Annotated in this window: 1 protein-coding gene; it reads left to right on the top strand. The window is 62.5% G+C overall.

Translation table 11 applies throughout. From position 1 onward, the window contains the following. The first annotated feature begins 7 nt into the window (after nucleotides 1–7). The gene (locus ACA051_RS20055; RefSeq protein WP_497375605.1) at nucleotides 8–13,633 is read left to right on the top strand and encodes a non-ribosomal peptide synthase/polyketide synthase; all 13,626 of its coding nucleotides are present in this window, start codon (nucleotides 8–10) and stop codon (nucleotides 13,631–13,633) included. Nucleotides 13,634–13,654 lie beyond the last annotated feature (21 nt).

The following is a 13,654-nucleotide window of genomic DNA, read 5'->3' as shown; positions in this document are numbered from 1 at the left end:
GCAGCAGTTGATTGAATCGGTAGGCGCACTCTCCCCCGAGAAACGCAAGGCGCTGGCGATTCTACTGGGCAAACAGGGCATTAACCTCTATGGCATTGCTCCGATTTTTCGGCGCACTGTCGGTGAGCCCCTGTTGCTTTCCTATGCTCAGGAGCGGCAGTGGTTTCTTTGGCAAATGGAGCCAGACAGCGCGGCGTACCACATTCCGACGGCTCTGCGATTGCGCGGAGCGTTGGACATGGCGGTGCTGCAACGCAGCTTCGATACGCTGATCGAGCGTCACGAAAGCCTGCGCACCGGTTTTGCCCGTGGGGATCAGGACCGAGCCATTCAGCTGATCAACCCACCGTTTGCGCTGCAGCTTGAGGTGCGCGCGGTGGACTCGGCAATCGATGAGGCCGCACTGCGCGGTCTGATCGAGGCTGAAATCGCCCGGCCGTTCGACCTGGAACAGGACCCGCTGTTGCGAGTCCGCTTGCTGCGTCTGGCCGAGGACGATCACGTGTTGGTGATGGTCCAGCATCACATCGTTTCCGATGGCTGGTCGATGCAGGTGATGGTCGGCGAGCTGATTGAACTGTACGCCGGTTTCGCCCGCGGCACGCCTGCGGTGCTGGCACCGTTGCCGATTCAGTACGCCGACTTCGCACAGTGGCAGCGCAGTTGGATGGACGCGGGGGAGCGCGAGCGTCAATTGGCCTATTGGGTCGAGCACCTGGGCCGCGATCCGGGTGTGCTGGAATTGCCCACCGATCATCCGCGTCCGCTGGTGCAAAGTTACCGTGGCGCACGACTCGACTTGCCGCTTGAAGGCGCACTGGGCAAAGGCTTGCAGGAGGTTGCCCGGCGCGAAGGCGTGACGCTGTTCATGTTGCTGCTGGCCTCGTTCCAGACCTTGTTGCATCGTTACAGCGGTCAGGACGATATCCGTATCGGCGTGCCGATTGCCAACCGCAATCGCGCTGAAACCGAAGGCTTGATCGGCTTCTTCGTCAACACCCAGGTCTTGCGCGCGACGATCGACAGCAGCATGACCTTCAGCGCGCTGCTGGCCCAGGCCAAGCAGTCGGCCCTGGGGGCGCAGGCGCATCAGGACCTGCCGTTCGAGCAATTGGTCGAAGCCTTGGCACCGGAGCGTAGCCTGAGTCGCAGCCCGTTGTTTCAGGTGATGTTCAACCATCAGAGCGGTGCCCGACAGACCGGTCAGGCCATGCAGTTGCCGGGCCTGGCGGTCGAGAGCGTGAACTGGGACAGCCTGACGGCGCAGTTTGACCTGACCCTGGAAACCCATGAGTCACCGGACGGCGTCTGGGCGTCGCTGATTTATGCCACGGACTTGTTCGAGGCCGCCACCATCGAGCGCATGGGCCGGCACTGGCAGTCGTTGCTCAAGGGCATCGTGGCCAGTTCGCAGCAACGGGTCGGTGAATTGCCGATGCTCGACGGGACCGAGCAGCAATTGATGTTGCGCGACTGGAACCGGGCGGACGAACCGTTCGCCAGCGATCTGTGCATTCACCAGCTCATTGCCCGGCAAGCCGCCGCAACGCCTGACGCCCGGGCGGTGACGTTCGCCGAGCGTCACCTGACGTACGCCGCCCTCGAAGGCCGGGCCAATCAGTTGGCGCATGCCTTGATCGAGCGCGGGGTCGGCCCGGAAGTGCGGGTCGGCGTCGCTATGCAGCGTTCGGAAAACCTGCTGATTGCGTTGCTCGCCGTGCTCAAGGCCGGCGGTGTGTATGTGCCGCTGGACCCGGACTATCCGAGCGAGCGCGTGGCCTACATGCTCGAAGACAGCCGCGCCTTGTGCTTGCTGACTGAGCAAGAGGTGGCGGCGAGTCTGTCGGTCGTCAGCGGCACCGATGTGCTGTTGATGGACAATGCCGAGGCCGACTTCGCTGGTTTTGCGCAGACGGCGCCGGTCACTCGGGTGCAGGCGGACAACCTCGCCTATGTGATTTACACCTCCGGCTCCACTGGCAAACCCAAAGGCGTGGCGATTGCCCATCGCAACGTACTGGCGCTGATCGACTGGTCGAAATCGGTCTACAGCCGCGACGACATCCAGGGTGTTCTGGCCTCCACGTCGGTGTGTTTCGACCTGTCCGTGTGGGAGCTGTTTGTCACCCTGGCCAATGGCGGGTCGCTGATCATTGCCCGCAATGCCCTCGAGCTGGCGCAGTTGCCGGCCCGCGATCAGGTGCGCCTGATCAACACCGTGCCCTCAGCGATTGCCGCGTTGCAGCGCAATGGCGACATCCCGCCGAGCGTGCGCATCATCAATCTGGCCGGTGAGCCGCTCAAACAAAGCCTGGTCGACACGTTGTATGGGCAAGCGACGGTCGAGCACGTCTACGACCTGTACGGCCCTTCGGAAGACACCACCTATTCCACCTGGACCCGCCGCACCGCCGGTGGTCAGCCGAGCATTGGCCGGCCGCTCAAGCACACCGCCAGTTATGTCCTCGATGGCGAGTTGCAACCCGTGCCGCTGGGCGTCGCGGCCGAGTTGTACCTGGCCGGTGCCGGGATCACCCGGGGTTACCTGGCGCGTCCCGGGCTGACGGCAGAAAAATACCTGCCCAACCCGTTTGGCGCACCGGGCGAGCGGTTCTATCGCACCGGCGACCTGACCCGTTATCAAGCGGACGGCAGCCTGCAATATGTCGGGCGTATCGACCATCAGGTCAAGGTTCGCGGGTTCCGTATTGAACTGGGCGAGATCGAAGCGCGGCTGTTGCAGCAAGACGCCGTGCGTGAGCTGGCAGTCCTGGCGCAGGACGGCGCGAGCGGTCAGCAACTGGTGGCGTACATTGTGCCGACGGTCATCACCCATGACGTCGAGGCACAAGCGCGGTTGAGCGAAGTGCTCAAAGCGGCGCTGCGCGAACATCTGCCGGAATACATGGTGCCGGCGCACCTGCTGTTCCTCGATGCGTTGCCGTTGACTCCCAACGGGAAACTGGATCGCAAGGCCCTGCCGAAACCGGATGCGGCGTTGGTGCAGCAAACCTATTTGGCCCCGGTCAACCAGATCGAGCAGCAGTTGTGCGAGATCTGGCAAGGCGTGCTGGGCCTGGACCGCGTCGGTGTGACTGACAACTTCTTCGCCCTGGGCGGCGATTCGATCATTTCCATTCAGGTGGTCAGTCGCGCCCGTCAGGCCGGTTTGCGCCTGACGCCCAAAGACCTGTTCCAGTATCAGACTATTCAGGGGTTGGCCCGTGTCGTCGAGGTCGGCGATTCGACCTTGAGCATCGAACAAGGCCCGATCACCGGGACCACTCCGCTGCTGCCGTTCCAGCAACGCTTTTTTGAAACCGAAATTGCCGAGCGTCAGCGCTGGAACCAGTCGTTGTTGCTCAAGCCGGCCAACGCGGTGGACGCGGCCATTCTTGAGCGGGCGTTGCAGGCGTTGGTGTTGCACCACGATGCCCTGCGCTTGAGCTTCACCCAAACCGAGGACGGCTGGGCCGCGACTCACCGTCCGGCCGATGCCCAGGCATTGTTGCAATGCGTGGCGCTGCAAGACGCCAACGAAATCGAAGCCGTGTGCGATGTGGCCCAAGGCAGTCTGCATTTGAAGGCTGGGCCACTGCTGCGCGCCGTGTTGATGAACCTGGCCGATGGCAGTCAGCGCCTGTTCCTGGCGATCCATCACCTGGTGGTCGATGGCGTTTCATGGCGGGTGCTGCTGGAAGATTTGCAGCGCGCCTGTGAGCAATTGCAAAGCGGTCAACCGATCAAACTCGCGGCCAAGACCAGCCCGTTCAAGGACTGGGCCGAGCACCTGCAAACGTATGCCCGCGAGGTCTTGAAACCAGAGCTGCATTGGTGGACCGAGCAACTGGCTGACGTCGCTGCCGACTTGCCGTGCGACCACCCCGACGGCGGTTTGCAAAACGCCCAGGCCCTTAGCGTCGAAACCCGACTCGACGCCGACCTGACGCGGCAACTGCTGCAACAGGCCCCGGCGGCGTATCGCACGCAAATCAACGACCTGTTGCTGACGGCGCTGGCGCGGGTCATTTGCCGCTGGACCGGTCAGGCCTCGGCCCTGATTCAACTCGAAGGCCATGGCCGCGAAGAGTTGTTTGACGACATCGACTTGAGCCGCACCGTGGGCTGGTTCACCAGCCTGTTCCCGATCAAGTTGACCCCGGCCACCGCGTTGGCCGACTCGCTCAAGGCGGTCAAGGAACAACTGCGCGCGGTGCCGAACAAAGGCATCGGCTTCGGCGCTTTGCGCTATCTGGGCGATGCCCAGGCCCGTGAGACCCTGGCGGTACAGCCCGTGCCGCGCATCACCTTCAACTACCTGGGGCAGTTCGACAGCCAGTTCGACGAAGCGGCGCTGTTTATTCCGGCCAATGAAAGCACCGGTCGCGAGCAGAGCCCGTTGGCACCGCTGGCCAACTGGCTGGACGTCAACGGCAAGGTGTATGGCGGCGAACTCAACCTGAGCTGGACCTTCAGCCGCGAAATGTTCGATCAAGCCACGGTCCAGCATCTGGCCGACGACTATGCCCGGGAACTGAGCGCCTTGATCGCTCACTGCTGCGACGCCCGCCATCGCGGTGTCACGCCTTCAGACTTCCCGCTGGCGGGGCTTGACCAACAACAACTGGACGCGCTGGCCAACGAGCCGGAGCGGATCGACAACATCTATCCGCTGTCGCCAATGCAGCAGGGCATGTTGTTTCACAGCTTGTATGAGCAGGATTCGGGCGAGTACATCAACCAGATGCGCGTCGCGGTGCAAGGGCTGGATGTCGAGCGTTTCCGTCAGGCCTGGCAAGCGGCGCTGGAGGCGCACGACATTTTGCGCACACGATTTGTCTGGGGTGGTGATCAGGATCGTCCACTGCAAATCGTCGAGCGCCATGCTGAATTGCCGTTCACGGTTCACGACTGGCGCGGGCAATCATCCGAGGCGCTGGACGCCCTGGCCAAGGCCGAGCGCAATCAGCCCTTCGACCTGACCCAAGTGCCGTTGTTGCGCCTGGTCGTGGTCCGTACCGCTGACGATCAACATGAATTGCTCTATACCAGCCACCACATCCTTATGGACGGCTGGAGCAACTCACAGCTGTTGGGCGAGGTGCTCCAGCGTTATGCCGGCCAGACACCGATCGCGACTGTCGGGCGCTACAGCGATTACATCGCCTGGCTGCAACGTCAGGACAGTCAGGCCAGCGAACAGTTCTGGATGGCCCAACTGGCCCCGCTCGATGAGCCGACACGCCTGGCCCAAGGCCTGGCGGACCGCTCGGCTCAGGGCGTCGGCGCGGGTCACGACCAGCATCAGCACTTGATCGATGTGACTGCCACGCTGCGCCTAAGCGAGTTTGCCCGGGAGCAGAAAGTCACCCTCAACACCCTGGTGCAAGCGGCCTGGCTGTTGCTATTGCAACGCTACACCGGTCAGTCGACGGTTGCGTTCGGCGCCACGGTGTCTGGGCGTCCGGCCGACTTGCCAGGCGTTGAGCAACAGGTTGGGCTGTTCATCAACACTTTGCCGGTGATCGCCCGTCCCGAACCGCAACTGAGCGTCAGCGAATGGCTGCAAGCGGTGCAGGCGTTGAACCTGTCGCTGCGCGACTTCGAGCACACGCCGCTGGCCGACATTCAGCGCTGGTCGGGGCAGGGCAGCGATGGTCTGTTCGACAACTTGCTGGTGTTCGAAAATTATCCGATTTCCGAAGCATTGGAGCAGGGCGCACCCCTGGGCTTGAGTTTCGGCCCGGTGGACACGTCGGAGCAGACCAACTACCCGCTGACCGTGGGTGTCAACCTGGGTCAGACGCTGTCGCTGCATTACAGCTTTACCCGGGAACATTTCAGCCTGGACGCGATTGTCCGGTTGAACGCGCAACTGGTCTCGTTGCTTGAGCAATTCTGCCAATCCGCCAACGCGCGGCTCGGAGCCTTGACGCTGCTCAGCGCCACCGAACAGACGCGTCTGCAAGCGAGCAATGCCCCGCAGCCGTGTACCGATCCACTGCCTGTGCATCAGCGCATTGGCGTGATCGCGGCGCAACAGCCTGAACGTGAAGCGGTTCGCTGCGGCGATCAGGTGCTCAGCTTTGGCGAGCTGGACACCCAGGCCAACCGACTGGCGCACCTGCTGATCGCCGAAGGCGTAGGGCCGGAAGTTCGCGTCGGTGTGGCGTTGCCCCGCAGCCCTTCGATGCTGGTGGCGTTGCTCGCCGTTTTGAAGGCGGGCGGTGCCTATGTGCCGCTGGATGCCAGCTATCCCCGTGAACGTTTGGCTTACCTGATCGAAGACTCGGGCATCGCGCTGTTGTTGACCGACTCGGTGTTAAGCCAGCAATTGCCCCTGAGCAATGGTTTGCGTGCACTGGAACTGGATCGACTGTCGACCGAAGATTTTCCCGGCACTGCCGCACAGACTAGCGTTCACGACGAAAACCTCGCGTACGTGATTTATACCTCCGGCTCCACCGGTCAACCCAAAGGTGTGTGTGTCGCCCATGGCCCACTGGCGATGCATTGCCAAGCCATCGGCCAACGCTACGAAATGACCCCGGACGATTGCGAGCTGCATTTCATGTCGTTCGCTTTCGACGGTGCCCACGAGCGTTGGTTGACGCCGTTGACCCATGGGTCGCGCCTGCTGATGCGCGACGACAGCCTTTGGAGCCCGGAACAGACCTACACTGCCATGCAGCAGCACGGCGTGACCGTCGCGGCATTTCCGCCGGTGTATTTGCAGCAATTGGCCGAACACGCCGAGCACGTCGGCAACCCGCCAGCAGTGCGCATCTACTGCTTCGGCGGCGACGCCGTGCCCAACGACAGCTTCGAGCGGGCACGGGCCGCGCTGGCGCCGCAGTACATCATCAATGGCTATGGGCCGACCGAAACCGTGGTCACGCCGCTGATCTGGAAGGCCGGCCGCAATGACGTTTGCGGCGCGGCTTATGCGCCCATCGGCACGCGCATCGGTGACCGCAGTACCTGTGTGCTCAGCGACGATTTGAACGCACTGCCGCAAGGCGTCATGGGCGAGTTATACCTGGGCGGCACGGGCCTGGCCCGGGGTTACCTGGACCGTCCGGCGATGACCGCCGAACGCTTTGTCCCGGACCCGTTCGGTGCGCCGGGGGCGCGGCTGTACCGCAGCGGCGACCTGGTGCGCGAGCGTAAGGACGGCGTGTTCGATTATCAAGGTCGTGTGGATAACCAGGTGAAAATCCGTGGTTTCCGCATCGAGTTGGGTGAGATCGAAGCACGCTTGCTGGAGCTTGCCGCCGTCCGCGAAGCGGTGGTGCTGGCGCATGTCGGGCCGAGCGGCAAACAACTGGCAGCCTATCTGGTGCCGACGCAACCGCTTGAAGAGCATCTGCAAGTCGCTTGGCGTGACGACATCAGGAGCCGGCTCAAGGACAGCCTGCCGGCACACATGGTGCCGGCGCATCTGATGCTGCTGGCGCAGTTGCCGTTGACGCCGAATGGCAAGCTGGATCGCAAGGCATTGCCAAAGCCGGATGCTAACCTGACGCAACACAGCTACGTGGCGCCACGCACCGACATGGAACAGCGCATCGCCGCGATCTGGGCCGATGTGCTGCGCCTGGAGCGCGTCAGTTCGACGGATAACTTCTTTGAATTGGGCGGTGATTCGATCATCTCGATTCAAGTGGTCGGTCGTGCCCGTCAAGCGGGTATCCAATTCACGCCCAAGGATCTTTTCCAGCACCAGACCGTGCAGGCCCTGGCCGCTGTAGCGCAACTGGGCAGTACCGCGCTGATGATTGATCAAGGTCCGGTCAGCGGCGAAGCCCTGTTGTTGCCTCTACAGCAGCTGTTCTTTGCCGGCGACATCCCCGAGCGTCATCACTGGAACCAGTCGCTGCTGCTCAAACCGTCCATTCAGTTGCACGCCGATACCGTCGAGCAAGTGCTGCAGGCCTTGGTGCAGCATCACGATGCACTGCGTCTTTGCTTCAACGAGTCGGCGTCGGGCTGGACCGCCCGTCACCGGCCGCTGGAGGCCGGTCAACGATTGTTGTGGCAAACGGCGCTGGCCGATGCCGACGAGCTCGAAACCACCTGCCAGCAAGCCCAGCGCAGCCTGAACCTGCAAAACGGTCCACTACTGCGCGGTGTGTTGCTCGATTTGCCCGACAACAGCCAGCGCATTTTGCTGGTGGTGCATCATTTGGTGGTCGATGGCGTGTCCTGGCGCGTGTTACTCGAAGACCTGCAAACCGCGTTCACCCAAGTCCAGGCCGGCCGTTCGATTGCCCTGCCGGCCAAGACCAGCGCGTTCAAAACCTGGGGCGAACACCTGCAGCAATACGCTGGCACCCTGGACGCTGAACTGGCGCTTTGGTCTGAACAACTGCAAGGCGCCGCACCGGCGTTGCCTTGCGAACGTCCTGACGCCAGCCTGCAAAACCGCTACGCGCACAGTGTGCAGACCCGACTCGACAAGGCCCTGACCGGCCAGTTGCTGCAACAGGCGCCAGCGGCTTATCGCACCCAGGTCAACGACCTGTTGTTGACCGCGTTGGCGCGGGTCATCTGCCGCTGGACCGGTGATGCCTCGGCCCTGATCCAGCTCGAAGGTCACGGTCGCGAAGACCTGTTCGACGCGGTGGATCTGAGCCGCACCCTGGGCTGGTTCACCAGCCTGTTCCCGGTGCGCTTGACGCCGTCAGCGACGGTCGATGACTCGATCAAGCAGATCAAGGAACAACTGCGGGCTATCCCCAACAAAGGCATTGGCTTCGGCGCCTTGCGTTACCTGGGCAACGAGTCGGTGCGTCAGCAACTGGCCGCGCTGCCCATGCCACGGATCACCTTCAACTACCTGGGCCAGTTCGACAGCCAGTTCGACGAGGCCGCGTTGTTCGTTCCAGCCAGTGAAAGTGCCGGCGACGAACTCAGTGACCTCGCCCCGCTGGGCAACTGGCTGACCCTCAACGGTCAGGTGTATGGCGGTGAGTTGAGCCTGTCCTGGACGTTCAGCCAACAAATGTTCGACACCGCCACCGTGCAGGCGCTGGCCGACGATTACGCTCGGGAACTGGCGCTGCTGATCGAGCATTGCCTGGCGCCGGACAGCCTTGGCCTGACCCCGTCGGACTTCCCGTTGGCGGCGTTGAGCCAGGCCCGTCTGGACGGTTTGCCGGTGCCGGTGCGAGAGATCGAAGACATTTACCCGTTGTCGCCGATGCAACAGGGGATGCTGTTCCACACCCTGTCCGACGATGGCAACGACCTGTATGTCAATCAGCTGAACTTGTCGGTGGAAGGCCTCGACATCGAGCGCTTTCGCGCTGCGTGGGAATGCGTGGTGCAGCGTCACGAGATTCTGCGCACCTCGTTCCATTGGCAGGATGGCCAAGCCTCGCCGGTGCAGGTGGTGCATCGTCAGGGGGTGGTTGATCTGCAAGCGGTCGACGGCCCGATGGATGAAGCACAACTGGCCGAGTTCGCGCGTCTGGAGCGGGTCAAGGGTTTCGAGCTGAACCGCATGCCGCTGCAACGCACGCGGCTGGTGCGCACCGGGGTCGATCAGTATCAGTTGATCTGGACCAGCCACCACATCCTCATGGACGGCTGGAGCAGTTCGCAGCTGTTCGGTGAAGTGCTGCAGCATTACGCCACCGGGCAGGTGGAAGGCGAGAGCGGACGCTATCGTGATTTTATTGCGTGGTTGCAGGATCAGGATCAGGGGCGCCTGGAGCAATTCTGGAAAGGCCACCTCAAGGCCCTGGCCGAACCGACGGCGCTCAGTCAGGCCATGCACCCGCGTCATGACTCCACGGAGTACGGGCATCAAGCCCTGTACACCCAATGGAATGCGCAACAGACCGCGACGCTGCAACAGCATTGCCGCGCCCAGGGCATCACTGCCAACACGCTGATTCAAGGCGCGTGGCTGCTGGTGTTGCAGCGCTACACCGGTCAGCACAGCGTGGCGTTTGGCGCCACGGTGGCCGGGCGTCCGGAAGGTTTGCCGAATGCCGGCAGCATGCTCGGGCTGTTTATCAACACCTTGCCGGTGATCCAGAACCTGGAACCGGCCCAACGCCTGAACGACTGGCTGAGCGACTTGCAAGCCTACAACCTTGACCTGCGCGAACACGCCCACGCGCCGCTGGCGGATATCCAGCGTTGGTCGGGGCAGGGCGGCCAGCCGTTGTTCGACAGCATCATCGTGTTCGAAAACTACCCGATTGACCAACGACTGGAACAGGCTCAAGGCGGGCTGCGTTTCGGCGCCTCGGCCAGCCACGACGTGACCAACTTCCCGATGGACCTGGCGGTTCACCTCGGCGAAGAACTGTCGATCGAGTACCTGTTCCTGCGGGATCGTTTCAGTGTCGAAGCGGTCGAGCGGATTCGCCAGACCATGGAGATGACCCTGCAAGCGATGCTCGATGCGCCGCTTGAACGGCTCGGTAACCTGCAACGTCTGGCGCCGCAGCAATGGCAGGCGCTGCAACAGTGGGGTGGGGAACCGCAAGCGGTCCATCGTCGCGAGCTGCTGCCGGCATTGATTGCAGCGCACGTGATACCGCGTCCGCACGCAGTGGCGGCAGAGTGTGCCGGGCAGGTCTTGAGCTATGCCGAACTGGAGCGCCGTTCCAATCAATTGGCCCATCACCTGATGGCCACCGGTGCCGGTCCTGAAGTGTTGATCGGTGTGGCGCTGGAGCGTTCGCTCGACATGTTGGTGGCGTTGCTTGCGGTACTCAAAAGCGGTGCGGCCTATGTGCCGTTGGACATCGATTATCCGAGCGACCGTCTGGCTTTCATGATCGAAGACTCGGGCATGAACCAGATGATCAGCCGTGGTGCGGCGGCCCGGCGCCTGCCGTTGCCGGCCGAGCTAGCGCTGCTGGATCTTGATCATTTCGACGGTCATCAGTATCCCGACAGCGCCCCGGCGGTGCAGGTCTGGGAAGAAAGCCTGGCGTATCTGATTTACACCTCCGGCTCCACCGGTGTGCCCAAGGGCGTGGCCGTTACCCATGGCCCGCTGAGCATGCATTGCCAGGCGATCCGCGAGCTGTATGAGATGGATCACACCACCCGCGAATTGCATTTCATGTCGTTCGCCTTTGATGGGGCCCACGAGCGTTGGCTTACCACGCTGGCGTTCGGTGGCACGCTGGTGCTGCGCGATAATGAATTGTGGACGCCGGAGCAGACCAGTCAGGCGTTGCAGAATCTGTCGATCGACATCGCCTGCTTCCCGCCAGCGTATCTCAAACAGGTGGCCGAATTTGTAGAAGGCAGCGGCATGAGCGCGCCAAAGGTGCGTATCTATTGCCTGGGCGGGGACGCCGTGCCGGAGCAGACGCTGGCGCAAGTACGCCGGGTACTGAGTCCGCAATACATCACCAACGGTTACGGCCCGACAGAAACGGTGGTCACGCCGATGCTCTGGAAGGCGGCCAACGATGAAGCGTGTGCGGCGGCTTATGCGCCCATCGGACGGGTGGTCGGTCAGCGTTCGTTGTGGGTCCTGGACGATGATCTCAATCCGTTGCCGGAAGGCTTGTCCGGGCAATTACACATTGGTGGTTACGGGGTTGCCCGGGGTTATCACGGTCGCCCGTCGATCACCGCTGAGCGCTTCGTGCCGGACCCGTTCGGCGAGCCGGGTAGCCGCTTGTATCGCAGCGGCGACCTGGTGCGTTTGCGCGCCAATGGCATCCTCGATTACGTCGGTCGTGTCGATCATCAGGTCAAGGTCCGTGGCTTTCGTATCGAACTGGGTGAAATCGAGGCCTGCTTGCGGGCCCAGGACGGCGTCAGCGATGCCGTGGTGATTGCCCGTGACGGTGTGTCCGGCAAGCAACTGATCGGCTACGTGGTCTGTGCGCAAGACGAAGCCGGTGATCGCCTCAAGTCCGCGCTGCGGGCGCAGTTGCCGGAGTACATGGTGCCGCTGCAGGTGATCTGTCTGGCGCGGATGCCGATTTCACCGAACGGCAAACTCGATCGCAAAGCCCTGCCGGAACCTGAGTTGCAGGCCGGGCATTACGTAGCGCCGCGCACCGATGAAGAGGCGTTGCTGGCGCAGATCTGGGCCGACGTCCTGCAAGTGGAGCAAGTGGGGATCAGCGACAACTTCTTCGAGTTGGGCGGTGATTCGATTCTCAGCCTGCAGGTGATCTCCAAGGCGCGTAACCACCCTGAGTTGAAACTGGACATCAAGCTGCGTGACCTGATGCGCTTTCAGACTATCGGCAACCTGTTCGATCAGCAGGTGGTCGTCCAGGCAGCCCTGGCGCCGGATACCACCCATGTGGCCCAGGCCGGCGCCTTTGGTTTGATTCCGATTCAGGCATGGTTCTTCGACGAGAAGATGAGCGAACCGCACCACTTCAATCAGGCCATGATGTTACGCGCCCGCCAAGGACTCGACGCCCGGGCGCTGGAGCGCACGCTGCAGCGGATGCTGGAGCAGCACGACTCCCTGCGCTTGCGCTTCTTCCAGGACGGCGGTCGCTGGTTCCAGCACTACCAATCGGTGCAGGACAGCTTGCGTCTGGCCGCGCAGAACCCGTTGCTGTGGCAGCGTGAAGTCAGTGACGTCGCGCAACTGGAGGCGCTGACCAATGAGGCGCAACGCAGTTTGAACCTGGCTGAAGGTCCGTTGTTGCGAGCCATGCTGATGAGCCTGCCGGACGGCGAGGTGCGCTTGCTGATGGTGGTTCATCACCTGGTTATCGATGCGGTGTCCTGGCGTGTGCTGTTGCAGGACTTGCAACTCAGTTACGAAGCGTTCAGCCAGAACCGTGAGCCGGTGCTGGATGTGCGCACCAGCAGCTATCGTGCCTGGGCCGATGGCCTGGCGGCGCAGGTGCCGATGCTGGTCGACAGCGAGCTGGGCTATTGGCTGGAACAGCTCGATCAACCGGGTCAGGACTTGCCGTGCGACAACCCGCGGGGCAAAAACCAGGTGCGTTACCGCGAAGAGACCTTCATGGGCCTGGACGCAACACGCACCGGGCAACTGCTCAAACAGGCACCTGCGGTCTACGGCACGCAAATCAACGACCTGTTGCTGACGGCCCTGAGCCGCGTGTTGTGCCGCTGGAGTGAAGCGTCTTCGGTGCTGGTGCAACTCGAAGGGCACGGTCGTGAGGATCTGGTCGAAGGCCTGGACTTGAGTCGTACCCTGGGCTGGTTCACCAGCATGTACCCGGTGCGTCTGGCGCCCCTGGCGGAACAGGGTTTCGGAGCGTCCATCGCCGCCGTTCGGGATCAACTGGCGGGTGTGCCGCAAAAAGGTGTCGGCTACGGCGCTTTGCGCTACATGGCCGAGAATCCCGTGCAGGCGCAACTGGCGGCATTGCCTCAGGCGCGGCTGACCTTCAACTACCTGGGGCAATTCGACCAGACCTTCGATGAGCAGGCGATGCTGATGCCGGCCGAAGAGGGAATCGGCGATACCTACAGCCTCGAAGCCGGGCTGGGCAACTGGCTGGAAGTGGTCGGCCAGGTGTTTGACGGCAAGTTGTCGATGCGCTGCATCTACAGCACCCGACGTTATCGCCCGAGCACCATCGAAACCTTGATGCAGCACTATCAGGCGGAGCTGGAAGCGCTGGTCGAACATTGTCTGCAACAGGCGGCGGTCTAGTCGACCTCTCAACCTTTACTC

The organism is Pseudomonas sp. LBUM1669, from assembly GCF_059695705.1.
The sequence above is the reverse complement of the archived record's forward strand: the minus strand, read 5'-3'. Positions and strand labels throughout refer to the sequence as shown.